We start from the raw sequence: 20,553 nt of genomic DNA on the forward strand, positions 1-20,553 counted from the left end.
GCACCCGACAACTCCCCCCACGCCCCGCTCCGCGCAACGCCCGCCGCCCGGGCCCCGAAGGGGCGCGGGGAACTGCGCGACAAGCCACAATGCACCCGCACCCGGCAACACTCCCGCTCCACGAACGGCGCGCCCCGAGGGGGCGCGGGGAACTGCGCGATCAGCCACAACGCCCCCGCACCCGGCAACGCTCCCGTTCCATGAACGGCGCGTCCCGTAGGGGCGCGGGGAACTGCGCGACAAGCCACAACGCACCCGCACTCGGCAACGCTCCCGTTCCATGAACGGCGCGTGCCGTAGGGGACGCGGGGAACTGCGCGACAAGGCCAAAGACACCCCGCACCGCCGCGGAGGCGTCGCGCGGCCCCGGCCTCACTGCGGAGGCGTCGGTTCGTTTTCGGCCGCGCGCTGGTGGGGGATCAGGACCGCCCCCTGCTGGAGGGCCACCGTCCGCGCCGGGGCCGGAATGCGGATGCCCTCCTCGCGGTAACGCCGGTGCAGCCGCTTGATGAACTCGTGCTTGATCCGGTACTGGTCGCTGAACTCGCCCACGCCCAGGATCACCGTGAAGCCGATCCGGGAGTCCCCGAAGGTGTGGAAGCGGATCGCGGGCTCGTGGTCGGGCACCGCCCCGGTGATCTCCGTCATCACCTCCGTGACGACCTCGCCGGTCACCCGCTCCACCTGGTCCAGGTCACTGTCGTAGCTGACCCCCACCTGTACCAGGATCGTCAGCTCCTGCTCAGGGCGCGTGAAGTTGGTCATGTTGGTCTTCGCGAGCTGCCCGTTGGGAATGACCACCAGGTTGTTGGACAGCTGGCGGACCGTGGTCTGCCGCCAGTTGATGTCCACGACGTAGCCCTCCTCGCCGCTGCTCAGCCGGATGTAGTCGCCGGGCTGCACGGTCTTGGAGGCGAGGATGTGGATGCCCGCGAACAGGTTGGCGAGGGTGTCCTGGAGCGCGAGGGCCACGGCAAGACCGCCGACGCCGAGGGCGGTCAGCAGCGGCGCGATCGAGATGCCCAGTGTCTGCAGCATCACCAGGAACCCGAGGGCGAGGACCAGCACCCGGGTGATGTTCACGAAGATCGTGGCCGAGCCGGCGACCCCGGACCGGGACTGGGTGACCGTCCGCACCAGACCGGCGACCACGCGGGCCGCGGCGCCGCTCACCACGAGGATCAGCAGTACCTGCAGCGCCTGGTCGGTGTGGTGCCGCACGGTCCGGGTCAGCGGCAGCACGGCCGCCGCGACGGCCACGCCGCCCGCGATCGCCGCCCAGGGCACGACGGTCCGCAGGGCGTCCACGACGACGTCGTCGCCGCTCCAGCGGGTCCGCTTCGCGTGCTTGGCCAGCCAGCGCAGCAGCGTCCGCGACAGGAACGCCGCCACCAGGCCCGCGGCCACGGCGATCGCGGCGAGGATCAGATCGTGCGCGGTCAGTGCCCGGTTCACCGGTCACCTCCGGTGCGGCGCCGTGCGGCGTGCCGCGCGTCCGACGGCCGGCTGCGATGTCTCGTCACGTTGTGTGTCACCTGTTCGGGTCCGGGATGTGCGGGCGCGCCGGCTCCACGGTGCGAAGGACCGGCCGCGCTCGTTCATCCTGCCGTATCCGGCACGGGAGTTCGCACCACGGCCGCCCGGCGGGAGGCGGCCCCGGCGGGCCGGGGCCCGTGGTTCACAGGTCGGTCGAGGACCCGTGCCTCCCGGCGCCGTCGGCGAACCGCGCCGCACCCTCCGCGGCCTCGGTCAACACCGCGGCCCCGTGCCGGAGTTCGTTCCGCAGTGCGGCCGGTTCCGGCAGTCCCTCCTGCTCCAGTACCGACGCCCGGTCGGAGCGCAGACACGCCTGCGGGAAGCGCGCGAGGTCCGCGGCCAGCGCCTCCGCCGCGTCCCGCGCCCGCCCGGCGGGCACGATCCGGTCGGCCAGGCCCATCCGGTACGCCTCCGGGGCCGGCACCGGCCGCCCGGTGAGGATCATGTCCAGGGCCCGGCCGGTGCCGATCAGCCGGGGGAGCCGTACCGTGCCGCCGTCGACGAGCGGGACGCCCCAGCGGCGGCAGTACACGCCGAAGACCGCGTCCTCCTCCGCCACCCGCAGATCGCACCACAGGGCGAGTTCCAGGCCCCCGGCGACCGCGTGCCCGGCGACCGCGGCGATCACCGGTTTGGACAGCCGCATCCGGGTCGGCCCCATCGGGCCGTCCCCGTCCTCGGCCACCCGGTTGCCCCGCCCGGTGCCCAGGGCCTTCAGGTCCGCGCCCGCGCAGAACGTGCCGCCCTCACCCCACAGCACCGCCACCCGCGCCTGCTCGTCGGCCTCGAACGCCCTGAAGGCGGCGGCGAGTTCGGCCGCGGTCGGCCCGTCCACCGCGTTGCGGGCCTCGGGCCGGGACAGGACGACGGTGGTGACGTGTTCCTCGCGTTCCAGGCGCACCGGCACGGACGGCCCTCCTCCCTGGCGGGCCGGCCGGGCCGCGTCCCCGGTCGGCTCGGAGGGCCCACTCTGCCTCAGATCACCTTCAGCCGCACCAGTGCGCCCAGCGTCAGCGCCCCCGGCAGCAGCGGCACCCACACGGTGATGATGCGGTAGGCGAGGACCACCGCGGTGGCGACCGCGACGGGTCCGCCCGCCGCCACCAGGGCCACGATCAGCGCGGCCTCGACGGAGCCGAGGCCGCCCGGCGTGGGCACCAGCGCCACCGCGACCGTCGCCGCGAGATAGGCCAGCGCCATGTGCGCCGGTGCGACCGGCAGGTGCAGCGCCCGCCCCACCGCGGCCAGGCCCGCGGCCTGCAGCGCCGGGAAGGCCAGCGATCCGCCCCACAGGGCCAGCGCCCGCGACGGACGCGTGTGCACCGAGCGTGCCTCGCCCAGCGCGCTGCGCAGGAAGGACCACACGGCCGTGCGCAGCCGCCGTACGAGCGCCAGCACGCACGCCGCCACGGCCAGCAGCAGGACGGCGGCCAGTACCAGCGGTCCGAGCGTCCCTGCGGGCAGCAGGCCGCCCACCCGCAGCGCGTGCGGGAAGGCGATCAGCAGGGCCGCCAGCAGGCCCACCCGGCCCACCGACTCGGCCAGCAGGTACAGCGCGACCGCCGCCGAGGAACGGGCGAGCGGCACCCCGCACACGGTCATGAAGCGCAGGTTCACCGCGCTCGACCCGAGCCCCGTCGGCAGCAGGTGGTTGGCCGCGTAGGCCGCGAACTGGGTGGCCAGCAGCCGTCGTTTCGGCAGCGGCTGCACCACCGCCCCCTGCCGGGTCACCGCGGCCGCCACCCAGGTCAGGCAGGTGGCGCCGCCCGCTGCCAGCAGCCAGGGCCAGGACGCGGCACGCAGATGGCCGAAGCCCTCGGCGAGCACGGAGCGGTGCCGCACCGCGATCACGGTGACGAGCACGAGCGGGGCCAGGCACAGCACCTGGCGGACGGGCAGGCGCCGCAGAAGACGTCGTGGCCCGCGGGGATCGGGGAGGTGTGCCGCTGTCACACCCGGAGAGGTTTTCCGCCCCACGTCAACGGCGGGTGGCCGGACAGGGGACGGCGGCTTACGTACGGGAAGCGGGTGAGGGCGGACCCGCCACCGCGCCTGCCGTCCGCACCCGCGTGCGGGGTGCCACCGGCGCCGCACCGCCGCTGATCACATGGGTTACGCTCGGCAGACCGAAGCAGGAGGGCACGCAGCCATGAGTGACATCGAGATCCGCGACGACCGGGTGGCGGGCCGGCTGGAGGCCGTCTCCGACGCCGAAGTCGTGGGCCGCATCGAGTACTTCGTCCTGGAGTCACCGGGGCGTGCCCTGGTCCCCGTGCACACCGTTGTGGAACCCGCGCACGAGGGGAAGGGCATCGCCGGCTCCCTGGCCCGCGAGCTGTACGCCATCGCCGGACGCGAGGGCGTCGCGGTGGCCCCGCTGTGCCCGTACGTCGTCAAGTGGGCCGCCCGCCACCCCGAGGAGGCGCCGCCCGCCGACCGCGACCTGCTGCGGGCCGCGAAGTCCTGGCTGGCGGCGCACCCCGGCCGGTTCTGACCGCGGCGGCGACCGCGGGCGCCGTACCGCCGCGACGGTCCTGCCGCGGCGGGGACGGCCCCGGTGTGCCCGGGTGAGTGGTGGACGCGCTGCCGGGTACGCGGGGGAGTAGTCCAGTGGCGCTGTCGAGTGGCCCGCCGGAGGACGTCATGAGCAATCCGCATCCCGAACCCACCCCGCCCGGACCCGCGCCGGGTCCGGGCCCCCGCCCGCCGGACCCGTATCCGAGCCCGGTACCGGCCCCCGAGCCGCCGCCGGCCCCGGAACCGCCGGCCCCCGGCCCGGCCCCGACTCCGCCGCCCGCCCCGCATCCGGGGCCGCCGCCGGAGCCCTCGCCGTCCCCGATCCCGCCCGGCCCGGAGCCCGTGCCGAACCCCGAACCGGGTCCACCGCTGACCTGACCCGGCCGGGGGCGGGCGGCCCCGCACGGGCCGCCCGCCCCCGGCCGGCGCCCCGCTATGCCTCGACCTGCGAGCGGTCCCCGCCCCACAGCGTGTGGAACGAGCCGTCGCGGTCGATCCGCCGGTAGGTGTGCGCCCCGAAGAAGTCCCGCTGCCCCTGGGTCAGCGCGGCGGGCAGCCGCTCGGCGCGCAGGGCGTCGTAGTAGGCGAGGGCCGCCGCGAAACCGGGGGCCGCGACGCCCTGCCGGGTCGCCGCGACCAGCACCTCGCGCCAGTCGTCCTGGGCCGCCGCGATCTCCTGCGCGAACGTCTCGTCGGACAGCAGGCTCGGCAGGTCGGGCCGGGCGTCGTAGGCCGCGCGGATGCGGTCGAGGAACGCCGCCCGGATGATGCAGCCGCCGCGCCAGATGGCGGAGACCGCGCCGAGGTCGATGTTCCAGTCGTACTCCGCGCTGCCCGCGGCGATCTCGTGGAAGCCCTGCGTGTACGACACGATCTTCGACGCGTACAGCGCCTGCTCGACCCGGTCGGCGAACGCCGCCGCCTCCGCCTCGCCGAGCGGGGCCGGCTTCGGCCCGGCCAGATCCCGCGACGCCGCCCGCAGCGCGGCATGCCCGGACAGCGAGCGGGCGAACACGGCCTCGGCGATGCCCGACACCGGGACGCCGAGGTCGAGGGCGATCTGGACCGTCCAGCGGCCGGTGCCCTTCTGCTCCGCCTGGTCCACCACGACGTCCACGAACGGCTTGCCCGTCGCCGCGTCCACATGGGAGAGCACCTCGGCCGTGATCTCGATCAGATACGAGTCGAGACGGCCCGTGTTCCAGGTGCGGAAGATGTCCGCGATCTGCGCGGGGGAGTACCCGGCGACATCGCGCAGCAACTGGTACGCCTCGCCGATCAGCTGCATGTCGGCGTACTCGATGCCGTTGTGCACCATCTTCACGAAGTGCCCGGCGCCGTCGGGGCCGACATGGGTCACACAGGGCGCCCCGTCCGCGGCCTTCGCGGAGATCTTCTCCAGCATCGGGCCGAGTGAGTCGTACGACTCCTTCGAGCCGCCCGGCATGATGCTGGGCCCGTGCAGCGCGCCCTCCTCACCGCCGGAGATCCCCGTGCCCACGAAGTGGATGCCCTTGCCGCGCAGCTCGCGTTCGCGGCGCCGGGTGTCCGCGAAGTGCGCGTTGCCGCCGTCGATGATCATGTCGCCGGGTTCCAGCAGCGGGGCGAACTCCTGGATCACGGCGTCGGTCGGCTCGCCCGCCTTCACCATGATGACCAGGCGCCGTGGCCGCTCCAGCGCCGCCACGAACTCCTTGGCGGTCTCGGCGGCGACGAAGTCCCCCTCGTGTCCGAACTCCGCCACCAGCTCCCGGGTCCGGGTCGCGGTGCGGTTGTGCACCGCGACCGTGTACCCGTTGCGCGCGAAGTTGCGGGCGAGATTGCGGCCCATGACCGCGAGACCCGTGACGCCGATCTGGGCTGAAGTGCTCATTCGGTTGGCTCCTAAAGATCTGGACATCGGTGCTGCCGGTCGTGCCGCCAGTATTGCCCCTGACCATCCTGACTTGCCGGTACGCCGCCCGCACGTCCTGGTTGTTCCGGCTGCCGTGTTCCAGTCGTTCCAGTCGTTCCAGTCGATCGGTCGTACCAGCCGTTCCGGCCGTTCCGGCTGCGCAGGCAGATACGCATGACAAGTCCCACCTGCCTCAGCCGTATTCCAACTTGGGGTGGGTTCCCGGTCACTTGTGGCGCGGTGCGGCCGATTGCCGTCTTGTCATGGCCTGTTCGCGGCGCTTACCTTTGCCGCTCCTGCGCATGTCGAGGGGGCTCTCCATGGCCGTACGCGGCCGGCACCGCCGGTACCAGCCGAACAGGATCAACCGCGCCTCGCTCACGGCCACGGCGGGTGGCGTCGGCATCGCGATCCCGCTGATCGGCACCGGAACCGCCCACGCGGCCGACGCGGCCACCTGGAACAAGGTCGCCGCCTGCGAGTCGAGCGGCAACTGGAGCGTCAACACCGGCAACGGGTATTACGGCGGGCTCCAGTTCACCCAGTCCACCTGGGCGGCGTACGGCGGCGCGAAGTACGCGGCACGCGCGGATCTGGCCACCCGGGACGAGCAGATCGCGGTGGCGGAGCGGGTGCTGGACGGACAGGGGCCCGGCGCCTGGCCGACGTGCTCCGAGCGGGCCGGGCTCACCCGGGGCGGCGACGCGCCGGGCACACAGCCGCTGGGCGCCGCGACCCGGCCCGCGCAGAGCCCGGTGCGCGACGTGCAGCCGCAGACCACGCCGCAGTCCCGGGCGGGCCGGGCCCGGATGTACACGGTGGTGCACGGCGACACGCTCTCCGGCATCGCCGAGGAGCACCGGGTGCGGGGCGGCTGGCACCGGCTGTACTCGGCCAACCGCAGCACGATCGGCTCCGACCCCGATCTGATCCTGCCGGGGCAGCGGCTCGACCTGCACACCCCGGCGGCCGGGGGCCGCTCCGGCACGACACCGCAGAAGCGGACCTCGCCACCGAAGAAGCCCACGAAGGCCGAGCAGGCCCCGGAACGAAAGAAGACCGCACCCGAGGCGAAGAAGTCCTCCTCCGGGGCGAAGAAGACGGCCGGCAGCAGCAGCCACGGGTCGGCATCCGCCCACTTGCTCGTGGCGCCCGTGCAGGCCGCCATGGACACGCGGTACCACGCCTCGGGCGCGCACTGGTCGAAGGGCTACCACACCGGCGTCGACTTCCCGGTGCCCACCGGCACCCCGGTCAAGGCGGTCGCGGCAGGCCAGGTGGTCGCGGCCGGCTGGGGCGGCTCCTTCGGCTACCAGGTGGTGATCCGACACGCCGACGGCCGCTACTCGCAGTACGCGCATCTGTCGGCGATCTCCGTGAAGGCCGGCCGGCCGGTCACCGCGGGACAGCGCATCGGGCGTTCCGGATCGACCGGGAACTCCACGGGGCCGCATCTGCACTTCGAGGTGCGGACCGGTCCGGGGTTCGGGTCGGACATCGATCCGGTCGCCTATCTCCGCTCGGGCGGCGTCAGGATCTGAGCTGCGCCCGGCACCGCCCCCGCAGCGGCAGGGGCACGCGGTAGACGCCGCTGTGCAGCGGGCCGCAGGGGGCGAAGAGCGTGTACGCGTCCCATGCCCGCCCTTCGCCGTGGCCCGGCGGCGCGTCGAATGCCGTTTCCTCGGCCGCTGGTCTGCGGTCCGGCTCGGCCAGGACCGGCGCGCCCCGCTGCTGCGGCAGCACCACGGGCGGCTCCCCGCCCGCCGCCGTCCCGGCGAGTGCGGGCACGGGCAGCGGGGCCGCACCCGTCGCGGGCAGCGGTTCCCCGGGGTGCGGTTCGCCGGGGTGCGGGGCGGGCCCGATGCGCTCGGTCGTCAGCAGGACCAGTCCGCCCGTCGCCAGCACGCCGCAGCCCAGCGCGAGGACGGTGCCCGTGGTGCCGTACCGGAAGGTCTCGCCGAACAGGGTGAGACCGACCACGGCGGCCAGCACCGGGTTCACCACGGTCAGCGTGGCCAGCGGCGCGGCCAGGCCGCCACCGCGGTAGGCGGCCTGCGACAGCAGGACGCCGCCGACGGCGAACGCGCCGATCACGGCCAGCGACGGCAGCTCCGCCGGGGCGATCCCGCTGCTCCAGTCGACCGCGACGGTCTTGGTGAACACGGAGGACATGCCGAACGCTATGCCGGACGCGGTCGCGAGCAGCACGCTGCGCACCGCCGGATGCCGCTGCACCACCCGGCCCGCGATCATCAGGGCCACCACCGCACCGCCGGTGACCAGCCCGACCGCCCACTGCTCGGCGCCGTCGAGCGCGTGCCCGTCGGACGCGCCCACCAGGGACAGCAGGCCCGCCAGGCCGACCGTGGCCATGATCGCGCCGCGCCAGGCGGCGGCCCCGGCCCTGCGCCCCACGAACAGCGCCGCCATGGGCAGCGCGAACACGATGGTCAGGGCGCCCAGCGGCTGCACCAGGCTGAGGGGGCCGAAGGCCAGCGCCACCACGTGCAGCAGCCCGCCGAGCCCGTTGAGCGCCATCGCCGCCCACCAGCTCGGCCGGCGCAGCGGCCCGTACCGGTCGTCCGGGGAGGAGGACACCGCCACCCGCTCCTGCACGATCGCTCCGCCGGCGTAGGCGACGGCGGAGACGATCGAGAGCACCACGGACAACGCGAGGGCACTCATGAACTGCTCCTCTGCGTGGAACGGGGGCGCGCGGCCCGGTGCGGCGAACGATCGTCTTGCATGGGCAACACTCTGCCCGCCCGAAGGCTTCCCGTCGTCGTACCTGAGCAGGCAATGGGTCCTACTGCCGATGGAGTACGGTCCGTTCCCCGTCATCCCACGGGTGGGCGACGCAGGGTGGACACCCGGTCATCCCACCGGGGCGGATCCGTCCCGGCCGCCGCCGACGCCTGCGCCCGAGCCGGCCGCCGGGGCCTTCCCCGCGCGCCCCGTACGGGCCACCATGAGGGGACCGGCCGGTGAGAGCAGGGGGTTACGGGTGCGAGTGGGACTGCTGAGCCGGGAATACCCCCCGGACGTGTACGGCGGCGCGGGCGTCCACGTCGAGTTCCTTGCCCGGGAGCTGGCCTGCCTGGTCGACCTGGAGGTGCACTGCTGGGGCGAGGGCCGAAGCGCCGGCGTCGTACGGCACCGCCCGTGGACCGCGCTGGACACCGCCAACGACGCGCTGCGCACCTTCTCCGTGGACCTGTCCATCGCCGCGGCCCTGGCGGGCCGCGAACTCGTCCACTCGCACACCTGGTACGCCAACCTCGCCGGCCACCTCGGCAAGCTCCTGTACGGGGTCCCGCACGTGGTGACCGCCCACTCCCTGGAACCGCTGCGGCCCTGGAAGGCCGAGCAACTGGGCGGCGGCTACGCCCTGTCCGGCTGGTCCGAGCGCACCGCGATCGAGGCCGCCGACGCGGTGATCGCCGTGTCCGGGGCGATGCGCGAGGACATCCTCGGCTGCTACCCGGCGCTCGACCCGGCCCGGGTCCACGTCGTGCACAACGGCATCGACACCGCCCTGTACCGGCCCGACCCCGGCACCGACGTGCTCACCCGCAACGGCCTTGACCCGCACCGGCCCTACGTCCTGTTCGTCGGCCGCATCACCCGCCAGAAGGGCGTGCCCCGGCTGCTGCGCGCCGTGCGGGACATCGACCCGGCCACCCAGGTCGTGCTGTGTGCCGGCGCCCCCGACACCCCCGAGATCGACCGGGAGTTCCGCGACCTGTTCGGTGAGCTGAGCCGCGTCCGCGCCGGTGTGCACTGGATCCCGCGGATGCTGCCGCGGGCCGACGTCGTACAACTCCTCACGCACGCCGCCGTGTTCGTCTGCCCCTCGGTGTACGAACCGCTCGGCATCGTCAACCTGGAGGCGATGGCCTGCGGCACCCCGGTGGTGGCGTCCCGGGTCGGCGGCATCCCCGAGGTCGTCGAGGACGGCAGGACCGGGCTGCTGGTCGACATGGACGACGACTTCGAGACGTCCCTGGCGCGGGCCCTGGACCGCGTGCTCGGCGATCCGGCGACGGCCCGGCGGATGGGCGAGGCCGGACGGGAGCGCGCCGTGCGCGAGTTCGGCTGGGACGCGGTGGCGCGGCGCACGGTCGCACTGTACGAGGAGGTCGTCAAGCAGGCTTAACGCGTGCCGCGCCAGGGCACGATGGGGGAACCAGGGTGAGGGGGGAGCGGCCATGCGTCGTGGAGGACCTTCAGTGCTCGGCATCGTCCTCGCGGGCGGCGAGGGCAAGCGGCTGATGCCCCTGACCGCGGACCGGGCCAAACCGGCGGTCACCTTCGGCGGCACCTACCGCCTGGTGGACTTCGTGCTCTCCAACCTCGTCAACGCCGACATCCTGCGCATCTGCGTGCTCACCCAGTACAAGTCGCACTCGCTGGACCGGCACATCACCACCACCTGGCGGATGTCGAGCCTGCTCGGCAACTATGTGACCCCCGTCCCGGCGCAGCAGCGGCTCGGCCCGCGCTGGTACCTGGGCAGCGCCGACGCGATCCTGCAGTCCCTCAACCTCGTGCACGACGAACAGCCCGACTACGTGGCGGTGTTCGGCGCCGACCACGTCTACCGCATGGACCCGCGGCAGATGCTCGGGCAGCACATCGAGGGCGGCGCGGGCGTGACCGTCGCGGGCATCCGCGTGCCGCGCTCCGAGTCCTCGGCGTTCGGGGTGATCACGCCCGGCTCCGACGGGCGCAGCATCCAGCGGTTCCTGGAGAAGCCCGCCGACCCTCCCGGCCTGCCGGACGACCCGGAGCGGGTCTTCGCCTCGATGGGCAACTACCTGTTCACCACCAAGGCGCTGATCGAGGCGTTGCAGCGGGACGCCGAGGACGAGTCCTCCGCGCACGACATGGGCGGTTCGATCCTGCCCCGGCTCACCGGCCGCGACGAGGCGCAGCTGTACGACTTCGGCGACAACCACGTGCCCGGCGAGACCAGCCGCGACCGGGGCTACTGGCGGGACGTCGGCACCCTGGACGCGTACTACGACGCGCACATGGACCTGATCGCCGAGCGTCCCGCCTTCAACCTGTTCAACCGGAGCTGGCCCGTCTACACCCACTCCAACCAGCTCTCGCCGGCCCGGTTCAACGCCGGCGGCATGGCGAGCGAGTCCATCATCAGCGCCGGCTGTCTGATCCGCGGCCAGGTCACCCGGTCCGTGCTGTCCCCGGGCGTGGTGGTCGACCCGGGTGCCGTCGTCCAGGGCTCGGTGCTGCACGACAACGTGCACGTCGGACGGGGCGCGGTGGTCCGCGGCGCCGTCCTCGACAAGAACGTCGACGTGCCGCCCGGCGCGACCATCGGCGTCAACCCGGAGCGGGACGCGGAGCTGTACACGGTCTCCCCGGCCGGGGTGATCGCGCTCGGCAAGGGCCAACGGGTCTCCTGACGGACCGCCGAAAGCAACCCCACTCCCGCCCCCGGACAGGCCCGCGCGTGCGCCGCGCCGCGCACCACCCCCGTGCGGCGCTCCCGGCACCGATGGGGCGGTGCGGGTGTCGCGCAGCGCACCACCTCCGTGCGGCGCTCCCGGTACCGGCAGGGCCGTGCGCCACCTTCATGCGCGGCTGTCGGCACCGACAGGCCCGCGCGTGCGCAGCGCACCACCCCCGTGCGCCGCTCCCGGCGTCGGCAGGGCGGTGCGTGCGGCGCTCCCGGCACCGACGGGGCGGTGCGGGTGTCGCGTCGTGGGCCACCGCCGCGCGTGGCTGTCGGCGTTGGCAGGGAGGTGCGGGTGGACGCGCAGCGCACCACCTCCGTGCGGCGCTCCCGGTATCGGCAGGGCTGCGCGTGCGGCGCGTCGTGCACCCCACCGTGCGCCGCTCCCGGTATCGGCTGGGCCGACTGGGCGCCGTGCGGCGCACCACCCCCGTGCGCCGCTCCCGGCGTCGGCAGGGCGGTGCGGGTGACGTGCAGCGCACCCGGCCCCTGTGCCGCTCCCGGCAGGGCCGCGTGGGCGACGTGTTGTGCACCACCGCCGCGGGATCCCCGGCTTCCCGGTCCGCGGACCTCAGGATGCAGACAACGATGTCGAGATCCGGAGGTCATCCGAGATGAGAGTGACCCGGCGTCCGCGACTGTGCCTGGCCGGGGTGATGGCGGCGTCCGCGCTGTTCGCCACCCCCGCCGCACGGGCCGCCGAGCCGACCGTCGGCCACCTCACCGACCTGGTCGACCCGTTCATCGGGACCCAGAACGAGGGCAACACCTTCCCCGGCGCCGCCGTGCCCTTCGGCATGGTGCAGCTGTCCCCGGACACCGGGCACAGCACCGGCTACGACTACTCCCACCGCCGGATCCGCGGCTTCTCGCTGGTCCACCTCTCGGGCGTCGGCTGCCGCATCGGCGGCGACCTGCCCGCGCTGCCGACCACCGGTGACGTCACGCGGACGGACTACGCCGGGTACGCGGCCGGGTTCCGGCACGATGACGAGCGGGCGAGCCCCGGCTACTACCGGGTGGGCCTGGCCTCCGGAATCCGGGCCGAGCTCACCGCCACCGCCCGCACCGGCGTGCAGCGCTACACCTTCCCCGCCACCGATAAGGCGAACGTGCTGCTGAACGCGGCCCAGTCGCTGCACAAGCCGGTCGCGGGCGAGGTGCGGATCCTCGACGACCGGACGGTGCGCACCAAGATCACCGGCCGTGGCTTCTGCCGGGACACCCCGCCCTACACCGTGTACACGCTGACCCGCTTCGACCGGCCGTTCACGGCGTACGGCACCTGGGACGGCGCCACCGTCACGCCCGGCGCGCGGACCGGGCCGGGCGGCGCCTACCTGCGCTTCGACACGACCCGGCAGCGCACCGTCACGGCGACCACCGCCCTGTCGTACGTCGACGCGCACGGCGCGGAGGTCAACCTGGCCGCGGAGGGCGGCCGTTCCTTCGACGCCGTGCGCGCGGCGGCGCGGCGGGCGTGGGAGGAGCGGCTGGGCACGGTCCGCGTCACGGGCGGCGACCCGGTGCGCCTGCGCACCTTCTACTCGTCGCTGTACCGGTCGTTCCTCGCGCCGAACGTCGGCAGCGACGCGGACCGCCGCTACCGGGGCTGGGACCTGCGGGTGCGCCGCGCGCGGGACTTCACGTACTACCAGAACTGGTCGCTGTGGGACACCTACCGCACCCAGTGCCAGCTGCTCGCCCTGCTCGCGCCGCGCGAGGCCCGTGACATGGCGCTCTCCGTGGTCAGGGTCGGCGAGGAGGGCGGCTGGCTGCCCAAGTGGGGCTACGGCACGGTCGAGACGAACATCATGACGGGCGATCCGGTCACCCCGTTCCTGACCACCGCCTACCAGCAGGGCCTGCTCGCCGGGTTCGAGGAGCGGGCGTACCGGGTGCTGAAGCGCAACGCCGACGGTGTGCCGCCGGCCGGTCTGCCGATGGCGGGCCGCGAGGCAGGCGCGGAGTACATCGCGCACGGCTTCGCCCCGTACGACAAGGACCGCCCGCGGGCCAAGCTCGGCGACTCCGACTTCCACCAGGGCGGCTCGGTGACCCTGGAGTACGCGCTGTCCGACGCGATGCTCGCGCAGATGGCGCGCGGCCTCGGCCACACCGGCGACGCCGCCCGCTACGCGGCCCGGTCCCGCAACTACCGCAATGTCTTCGACCCCTCGACCGGTTTCTTCCGGGCCCGGGACGTCTCCGGCGCCTTCACCGGACCGGCGGACCCGGCGCACAGCGTCGGCTTCCACGAGGGCACCGCCTGGCAGTACCAGTGGCTGGTCCCGCAGGACCTGCCGGGGCTGATCGGCCTGCTCGGCGGCGAGCGGGCGGCGAACGACCGGCTGGACGCGTTCTTCGCCTACGACCGGCTGCAGGCCGACCCGGAGGGCACCGCCCGTCGGGTGTGGGTGCACGGCGATCCGTACGACTACTACCACGCGGACAAGTACAACCCGCAGAACGAGCCCGACCTCATCGCCCCGTACACCTATCTGTCGACCGGTCAGCCCTGGAAGACCACCGACGTGGTGCACGCGGCGCTCACCCTGTTCACGGACGCGCCGAGCGGGGTCACCGGCAACGACGACCTCGGCACCATGTCCGCCTGGCACGTGCTCTCCTCGATCGGGCTCTTCCCCGTGCAGCCCGGTTACGGCACCTGGGGCCTGTCCACACCCGTCTTCGACCGGGTCGAGCTGGTCCTCGACCGGCGGCACTGGCCGAGCGGCGGGCTGACCGTCACCGCGCCCGGCACCTCGGCCGCCGACCGCTACGTCCAGTCGGTCAGCGCCGACGGAGTGCCGCACGCCCGGACCTATCTGACGACGGGTGCGCTGCGCTCCCTGCGGACGCTCGCGTTCACGGTCGGCCCGCGCCCGTCAGAGTGGGGTACATCACCCCAGGCGGCCCCACCTGCCCTGACGTGACCTCAGGCGCCTCATGCGTCCCGCCGCTTTCGGAGGGTCGGTGGCTCCATGTGGCGTTAACTGTGCGTAGTCTGATCGTACTTGACCGTAATCGCCGGTGGGGGGTTGACTGCTTGTCCACCCTCCGCCGACGCGAGGCAAGCCATTGACATCCCATCTGCTCGCACCTCTCGACCTTGCGTTCTGGAACATCGAGTCCGACCTGCACCCGATGCACCTGGGCGCGCTCGGTGTCTTCGCCACGCACTCGCCCACCGCCGGCGCGCACGCCGCCGACCTGCTCGCCGCCCGCGCCGCCGCCGTGCCCGGCCTGCGCATGCGCATCCGGGACGTGTGGCAGCCGACCGGCTCCCCGCTGACCCTCCCGCTCGCCTTCGGCGGCGCGGCCCGCGAACCCGACCCCGGCTTCGACCCCCTGAACCACGTGCGCCTGCACGCCCCCACCGACGACTTCCACGCCGTCGCGGGCCGGCTGATGCAGCGTCCGCTGGAACGCGGCCTGCCCCCCTGGGAGGCACACGTCCTGCCCGGCGCGGACGGCGTCTCCTTCGCCGTGCTGTTCAAGTTCCACCATGCGCTGGCCGACGGCCTGCGCGCGCTCAAGCTCGCCGCCGGCCTGCTCGACCCGGTGGACCTGCCGCAGCGCGGCCCCCGCCCCACCGCGCCGCCGCGCCGCACGGTGCCCGATGTGCGCAGGCTGCCCGGCCTGCTGCGCGGCGCCCTGTCCGACATCGGCCGCGCCCTCGACATCGGCGCCTCCGTGGCCCTGTCCGGCCTGGGCGTGCGCTCCTCCGCCGCGCTCGCCTCCGCCCCGAGCGGCACCCGCCGCACCGCGGGCGTCGTCCTGGACATCGACGACGTGCACCGGGTCCGCAAGACCGCGGGCGGCACCGTCAACGACGTCCTGATCGCCGTCGTCGCGGGCGCCCTGCGGCGCTGGCTCGACGAGCGCGGCGACGGCAGCGAGGGGGTCGCTCCGCGCGCCCTGATCCCGGTCTCCAAGCGCCGCCCGCGCACCGCCCACCCCCAGGGCAACCGGCTCTCCGGGTACCTGATACGGCTTCCCGTGGGCGAGCCCGACCCGCTGCGCCGCCTCGGCACGGTGCGTGCCGCGATGGACCGCAACAAGGACGCCGGACCCAACCGGGGCGCGGGCGCGGTCGCGCTGCTCGCCGACCATGTGCCCGCCCTCGGGCACCGGCTCGGCGGACCGTTCGTCGGCCAGGCCGCCCGGCTCTGGTTCGACATCCTGGTCACCAGCGTGCCGCTGCCCGGTCTCGGCCTGCGGCTCGGCGGCCACCAGCTTGCCGAGGTCTACCCCTTCGCCCCGCTCGCCCCCGGCCAGTCGCTGGCGGTCGCGATCTCGACGTACCGCGGCCGTGTCCACTACGGGCTCGTCGCCGACGCGCGGGCCGTGCCCGACCTCGACCGGCTGGCCCGGGCGGTGGCCGACGAGGTCGAGGCCCTGATCACGGTCTGCGAGCGCTGAGCACGGCGGGCGGGCCCCGGCCGCCGCGGCGCCTGCCCCCTGCGCCGCCGGCTCCCCGGCCCGCGCGCCGCACGCCGTCCCGCCGGCCCATGGGGGCCGGGTTTGGCGGTGCGGCCGGGCGCTCCGTAAAATTCCGCGTTCGACGGCGGCGCGACCGGAGCGCCGTGCGGTGATCAGGGAAACGGCAACGCGATGACGGTGACACAGGACGGCCCGGCGGCTCCCGAGGGGGCGCTGGAGCCCGGTGACGAGGCGGCGTACGGTCCGGGAATCGACCCCGAACGCCTCGCCGTGTGCCTCAGCGTGCTGGCGGAACTCGACCGGATCGAGGTCGACCACCCCGACGCGGTCAAGGTGCGCCGGGCCACCTCGCAGATCTACCGCACGGTCAAGCAGCGCCGCCGCCAGGAGCGCCGGGCCGCCAAGACCGCCCACGACAAGGCGGTCACGGAGGCCACCGCGACCGGCTCCGCCGAGCGCATCGACGACGAGACCGAGGGCATCCTGCCCTCCTCGACGACGCAGGCGGGCCGGATCGCGGGAGTGCTCCAGCGCCCGCGCTCCTGCTACATCTGCAAGCAGCGCTACGTCGAGGTCGACTACTTCTACCACCAGCTGTGCCAGGAGTGCGCCGACGAGAACCGGGCCCGCCGCGACGCCCGCGCCGACCTCAGCGGCAAGCGGGCGCTGCTCACCGGCGGCCGGGCCAAGATCGGCATGTACATCGCGCTCAGGCTGCTGCGCGACGGCGCGCACACGACGATCACGACGCGGTTCCCGAACGACGCGATCCGCCGTTTCAAGGCCCAGCCCGACAGCGACGAGTGGATCCACCGGCTGAAGATCGTCGGTATCGATCTGCGCGACCCCGCCCAGGTGGTGGCGCTGGCCGACGCGGTCGCCGCCGAGGGCCCGCTCGACATCCTGATCAACAACGCGGCGCAGACGGTGCGGCGCTCCCCGCAGGCCTACAGCGAGCTGGTCGCCGCCGAGTCCGCTCCGCTGCCGGCCGGTGAGCTGCCGGCCGCCCAGGTGATCGGCGCCTTCGGCTCGGGCGCGGTTGCCGCGCTCCCGGTGGCCGGCGGCGGCGCCCTGACCGCCGAGGACGTGACCGGCCTGGCGCTCGTCTCCGGCTCGGCGTCCCTGGAGCGGATCGCGGCCGGTACGGCCATCGACGCCGGCGGGCTGGTCCCCGACCTGCACGACACCAACAGCTGGATCCAGTCGGTGGACGAGGTCACGCCGGTGGAGCTGCTGGAGGTCCAGCTGTGCAACTCGACGGCCCCGTTCATCCTGATCAGCCGGCTGCGCCCGGCCATGGCGGCCTCCCCGGCCCGGCGGACGTACGTCGTCAACGTCTCCGCCATGGAGGGCGTCTTCAGCCGCGGCTACAAGGGCGCGGGGCACCCGCACACCAACATGGCCAAGGCCGCGCTCAACATGCTCACCCGCACCAGCGCGCAGGAGATGTTCGAGAAGGACGGCATCCTGATGACGGCCGTGGACACCGGCTGGATCACCGACGAGCGCCCGCACCCCGACAAGGTCCGCCTCGCCGAGGCCGGCTTCCACGCCCCGCTGGACCTGATCGACGGCGCCGCCCGCGTCTACGACCCGATCGTCCGCGGCGAGAAAGGCGAAGACCTCCACGGCGTCTTCCTCAAGGACTACGCCCCCAGCAAGTGGTAACCGCCCTCCCCAAAGAACCGCGTCGAACGCCCCCGCACCGGCCCGCCGCCCGTTGCCCCCCGACGGGGGCGCGGGGAACGGTGCGCCCGGCCACGACGCTCCCGCAGCCGATCGACGGCTGTGCGCCCCGAAAGGGGGCGCGGGGAACGGTGCGCCCAGCCACGACGCTCCCGCAGTCGATCGACGGCTGTGCGCCCCGAAAGGGGGCGCGGGGAACTGCGCGACCGGCCACAACGCCCCGCAGGGGACCGCTCAGGCGGACCGACCATCACGGCCAACGCCCGGCGCGAGCCGACCGCGCCGCCACCAGTTCGAGCACCGTGCGCCAGTCCTCCAGAACGCCCGCGTCGAAGACGACGGCCCGGCCCTCCTCGGCCGCATGCTGCAGACGCAGCAGATCGTCGTCGGCCGCCGGCCCACGCTGCCGCACCAGACCGTATACGCGCTCCCCGAGCAGCGGCCGTACGGCCTCCGCGGCGCGCGCCGCCCGCTCGGCCGCATCGCCCGGCCCGAGCAGCTGTCCGATGCCGTGCACCAGCCCCGCCACCTGGAGCTCCTTGTCGGCGGGCCGGGTGCGGCGCAGCAGCGCGGCGGTGCGCAGCCCGTGCTCGTACCGGCAGGCGTACAGCAGATCCATCAGCTCCTCGACGCTGCGCAGCTCCATGCGTCAGTCCTCCCGCGAGACAGCCGTTGCCTGGTGTCAGCAGATCATGGAGAGCTTGCGACCCGGCCAACGGGACTTGAACTGCACAGCGCCGGGTTCCTTTGTTCGACCCTTGCTTCGAACGGGCGATCCCAAGAGGTGCATTACGTTACAAATAGGGTCAAATCGCTGTTGGTGCAGCACGGAGTGACGCGCGAACGTTACAGCTTGTTTGCACTCCCGATCGAGCGGACCCCCGCTCATTTGGTTAACCTGGGGTGAGGCGGACGACAACACCGGGTCCCATCCACACCCACGGTCCGTCCGGGGCCGACCGGTCCATCACGGCCGGCTCTGCTGCGAGTACCGGCGCCACCGCGTCCGAACTGGCCTTTCATCAGACCCGAGCGGGCGTCGAGCGCCGGAGACGCACACTGGCCGGCACGCCCCGAGGGTGACCCGACACATAAGGAGTGCGCGGTGACACCGGAGAAGACGAATCACGAACAGCGCCCCAAGGAACGCCCGGAGCGCTCGGGCGGGCGCAGGCCCGGACAGCTCGGCAGCCTCGACGTGTGGGCCCGGTCGGCCCCGATCCGCCTCGCGGGCTACGAGGACGACCTGGCCGAACCCCACATCCTGCCAAGCGTCGACTGACCCGAGGGACGCCCGGCACGGTCCCCCGCCGCATGGGCGTGCGAGGCCCACGCCCATGCCGACAAGAGACGCCGTGCCCGGCGACTGACCGTGGACCTGCCCGTTCCGCCACCGGCCCATCGCCGCCGGCGAGACGCACACGCCGGGCGCCGCTCTCGGCGAGCGCCCGGACCGTGTCGCCGCGTACGAGGCCGCCCGCCGGGAACTGACCGCCCACCTGGAAGCGGGCGAGCGCACCGCCGCCCGCGGCTACGGCGTCCGAGTGTTCGTCGTCAGCCGGGTCGGTGGCAGGAACTCCCGGACGTACGTCCGCTCCCAGCAGGCGCCCGTCTCCCGTAGCTCGCGCCAGGTCGTGTACCGGTAGCGGAAGAGGCGGGCGCGGACATAGCGCGGCGGCCGGTCCGGCGGGAACGGCGAACGGCGCAGCAGCCGCAGGGTGTCCCGGTCGTTCTCCAGCAGCCGCTCCACCAGGCCGCCGAACCAGTCACCGGCGTACGCGGGCGACAGCGCCGCGAACCACATCAGCCAGTCCAGCCGCAGATGGTAGGGGGCGAACTGGCGCGGCCAGCGCCGTGGGTCGCCCGGCTTGCCCCTGAACTCGTACTCCCGCCACCCCTCGTCCGCCCGCGGCACCGCGTCCAGCGTGCCCTCGACCACCACCTCGTAGCGGACCCGGCCGACGCTGCCGAACGCACCGTAGGTGTTCACCAGGTGCAGCGGGTCGAAGGAGCGGTTCATCACCTGGCGGCGGGAGACCATGTTCAGCACCGGGCGGTAGCTCAGGAACACGAGCAGCGCGGCGGCGCCGAGCACCACGCACACGAACCACAGCGGGGCCGCGCCCACCGAAGGGGGCGTGCCGGGGAAGCGGATCGCCGGCAGCGCCAGCACGATGGTGATCCAGTTCAGCCAGGAGAAGTTGCCGGACAGCACCAGCCACAGCTGGGTGACGATCATCAGGGACGCGGCGACCGTCGCCACCGGCTGCGGGGCGAACAGCAGCACGGGCACCACGAGTTGGGTGACGTGGTTCGCCGCAGCCTCCACCCGGTGCAGCGGCCCGGGCAGCCGGTGGAAGAACCAGCTCAGCGGGCCAGGCATCGGCTGGGTCTCATGGTGGTAGTACAGGCAGGTCAGGTTCCGCCAGCACGGATCGCCGCGCATCTTGATCAGGCCCGCGCCGAACTCCAGCCGGAACAGGATCCAGCGCAGCAGGAACAGCACCACCACCGGCGGCGCGACCTCGTCGTTGCCGAGGAACACGGCGAGGAAGCCGACCTCGAGCAGCAGCGACTCCCAGCCGAACGCGTACCAGGTCTGGCCGACGTTGACGATCGACAGGTACAGCGCCCAGGGCACCAGCCACAGGGCCATCGCGCCGGCCGTGGGAAGCAGCGAGTCCGCCCCCGCGAGCAGCGCCGCCGAGACGGCGCAGCCCGCCCAGCAGCAGGCCGCGAAGAACCGGTCGGAGTAGTGCAGGTGGAACAGGCTCGGCGCGCGCCGAAAGCGCACCCGTGCCACGAACCGGGGGACCGGCAGCATGCCCCGCTCCCCGATCAGCGCGCGGAACTGGAGGGCGGCTGTCAGGAACGCGACGAGGTAGACGGCGGCCAGGGCCCGCTGGAACACCAGTCGGCTCAGCCAGTACTCGGATGCGGTGAACCAGTCCACGGTCCCGCGCTCCCTCCTTCGGTGTCCGCCCGCGGGCGTGCG

At 73.7% G+C, this 20,553-nt stretch carries 15 protein-coding genes; 8 read left to right on the forward strand and 7 right to left on the reverse strand.

The features are described 5' to 3' along the window. Positions 1-372: 372 nt before the first annotated feature. The 3 genes from ACIRFL_RS21940 to ACIRFL_RS21950 all read right to left on the reverse strand — a co-directional run bounded on the left by ACIRFL_RS21940 (position 373) and on the right by ACIRFL_RS21950 (position 3,489). Entirely contained in the window at positions 373-1,455 is a 1,083-nt protein-coding gene (locus ACIRFL_RS21940; RefSeq protein ID WP_404030783.1) for a mechanosensitive ion channel family protein, read from the reverse strand. A gap of 223 nt (positions 1,456-1,678) precedes the next feature. Beyond that, complete coding sequence (locus tag ACIRFL_RS21945) at positions 1,679-2,443, reverse strand: crotonase/enoyl-CoA hydratase family protein (protein ID WP_404030786.1); 765 nt, start codon at positions 2,441-2,443, stop codon at positions 1,679-1,681. Between the two features lie 68 nt (positions 2,444-2,511). Next, positions 2,512-3,489, reverse strand: coding sequence for a YbhN family protein (locus ACIRFL_RS21950; protein WP_404030788.1), 978 nt, complete (start codon positions 3,487-3,489; stop codon positions 2,512-2,514). 196 nt (positions 3,490-3,685) lie between these two features. On the opposite strand from ACIRFL_RS21950, the gene ACIRFL_RS21955 reads away from it, so the two are divergent. Next, positions 3,686-4,030, forward strand: coding sequence for a GNAT family N-acetyltransferase (locus tag ACIRFL_RS21955; RefSeq protein ID WP_404030790.1), 345 nt, complete (start codon positions 3,686-3,688; stop codon positions 4,028-4,030). 456 nt (positions 4,031-4,486) lie between these two features. Here the strand turns inward: ACIRFL_RS21955 and gndA are convergent, their stop codons facing one another. Continuing rightward, the gene (gndA, locus tag ACIRFL_RS21960) at positions 4,487-5,926 is read right to left on the reverse strand and encodes an NADP-dependent phosphogluconate dehydrogenase (protein ID WP_404030793.1); all 1,440 of its coding nucleotides are present in this window, start codon (positions 5,924-5,926) and stop codon (positions 4,487-4,489) included. A gap of 341 nt (positions 5,927-6,267) precedes the next feature. On the opposite strand from gndA, the gene ACIRFL_RS21965 reads away from it, so the two are divergent. Further along, positions 6,268-7,488 (forward strand): transglycosylase family protein, encoded by a 1,221-nt coding sequence (locus tag ACIRFL_RS21965; RefSeq protein WP_404031023.1) that lies wholly within the window; start codon positions 6,268-6,270, stop codon positions 7,486-7,488. On the opposite strand, the gene ACIRFL_RS21970 is transcribed toward ACIRFL_RS21965, so the two are convergent. Continuing rightward, a complete protein-coding gene (locus ACIRFL_RS21970; RefSeq protein WP_404030796.1) occupies positions 7,478-8,632 on the reverse strand; it encodes a DMT family transporter in 1,155 nt (384 codons plus the stop codon). The genes ACIRFL_RS21965 and ACIRFL_RS21970 overlap by 11 nt on opposite strands. 319 nt (positions 8,633-8,951) lie before the next feature. Between ACIRFL_RS21970 and glgA the strand changes: the two genes are divergently transcribed. From glgA to ACIRFL_RS21995, 5 genes are all read left to right on the forward strand, one after another. Next, positions 8,952-10,103, forward strand: coding sequence for a glycogen synthase (gene glgA / locus ACIRFL_RS21975; RefSeq protein WP_404030799.1), 1,152 nt, complete (start codon positions 8,952-8,954; stop codon positions 10,101-10,103). 52 nt (positions 10,104-10,155) lie between these two features. Continuing rightward, positions 10,156-11,376, forward strand: a complete 1,221-nt coding sequence (gene glgC, locus ACIRFL_RS21980) for a glucose-1-phosphate adenylyltransferase (protein WP_404030801.1) — start codon at positions 10,156-10,158, stop codon at positions 11,374-11,376. Between the two features lie 664 nt (positions 11,377-12,040). Then, positions 12,041-14,362, forward strand: coding sequence for a GH92 family glycosyl hydrolase (locus ACIRFL_RS21985; RefSeq protein WP_404030804.1), 2,322 nt, complete (start codon positions 12,041-12,043; stop codon positions 14,360-14,362). 145 nt (positions 14,363-14,507) lie between these two features. Next, positions 14,508-15,851 carry a wax ester/triacylglycerol synthase family O-acyltransferase gene (locus ACIRFL_RS21990; RefSeq protein WP_404030807.1) on the forward strand — a complete coding sequence of 448 codons (1,344 nt, stop codon included), beginning with the start codon at positions 14,508-14,510 and terminating at the stop codon, positions 15,849-15,851. 192 nt (positions 15,852-16,043) lie between these two features. Beyond that, positions 16,044-17,540: an SDR family NAD(P)-dependent oxidoreductase gene (locus tag ACIRFL_RS21995; protein ID WP_404030810.1), complete on the forward strand. Its 1,497-nt coding sequence runs from the start codon at positions 16,044-16,046 to the stop codon at positions 17,538-17,540. 268 nt (positions 17,541-17,808) lie between these two features. Here ACIRFL_RS21995 and ACIRFL_RS22000 read toward each other — a convergent pair whose 3' ends face one another. Next, the gene (locus tag ACIRFL_RS22000; RefSeq protein WP_404030813.1) at positions 17,809-18,204 is read right to left on the reverse strand and encodes a hypothetical protein; all 396 of its coding nucleotides are present in this window, start codon (positions 18,202-18,204) and stop codon (positions 17,809-17,811) included. A 459-nt stretch (positions 18,205-18,663) separates the two neighbouring features. Between ACIRFL_RS22000 and ACIRFL_RS22005 the strand changes: the two genes are divergently transcribed. Further along, positions 18,664-18,840 carry a hypothetical protein gene (locus ACIRFL_RS22005; RefSeq protein WP_404030815.1) on the forward strand — a complete coding sequence of 59 codons (177 nt, stop codon included), beginning with the start codon at positions 18,664-18,666 and terminating at the stop codon, positions 18,838-18,840. A gap of 249 nt (positions 18,841-19,089) precedes the next feature. Here the strand turns inward: ACIRFL_RS22005 and ACIRFL_RS22010 are convergent, their stop codons facing one another. Beyond that, complete coding sequence (locus ACIRFL_RS22010) at positions 19,090-20,511, reverse strand: lipase maturation factor family protein (RefSeq protein ID WP_404030818.1); 1,422 nt, start codon at positions 20,509-20,511, stop codon at positions 19,090-19,092. Positions 20,512-20,553 lie beyond the last annotated feature (42 nt).

This window comes from Streptomyces sp. NPDC102462 (assembly GCF_044765425.1).
Classification (GTDB): domain Bacteria; phylum Actinomycetota; class Actinomycetes; order Streptomycetales; family Streptomycetaceae; genus Streptomyces.

Bases quoted from the DNA above. Each gene is read 5' to 3' on its own strand.
- ACIRFL_RS21955 (WP_404030790.1), top strand. From the start codon at position 3,686: ATGAGTGACATCGAGATCCGCGACGACCGGGTGGCGGGCCGGCTGGAG.
- gndA (WP_404030793.1), bottom strand. From the start codon at position 5,926: ATGAGCACTTCAGCCCAGATCGGCGTCACGGGTCTCGCGGTCATGGGC.
- ACIRFL_RS21965 (WP_404031023.1), top strand. From the start codon at position 6,268: ATGGCCGTACGCGGCCGGCACCGCCGGTACCAGCCGAACAGGATCAAC.
- ACIRFL_RS21970 (WP_404030796.1), bottom strand. From the start codon at position 8,632: ATGAGTGCCCTCGCGTTGTCCGTGGTGCTCTCGATCGTCTCCGCCGTC.
- glgC (WP_404030801.1), top strand. From the start codon at position 10,156: ATGCGTCGTGGAGGACCTTCAGTGCTCGGCATCGTCCTCGCGGGCGGC.
- ACIRFL_RS21985 (WP_404030804.1), top strand. From the start codon at position 12,041: ATGAGAGTGACCCGGCGTCCGCGACTGTGCCTGGCCGGGGTGATGGCG.
- ACIRFL_RS21995 (WP_404030810.1), top strand. From the start codon at position 16,044: ATGACGGTGACACAGGACGGCCCGGCGGCTCCCGAGGGGGCGCTGGAG.
- ACIRFL_RS22000 (WP_404030813.1), bottom strand. From the start codon at position 18,204: ATGGAGCTGCGCAGCGTCGAGGAGCTGATGGATCTGCTGTACGCCTGC.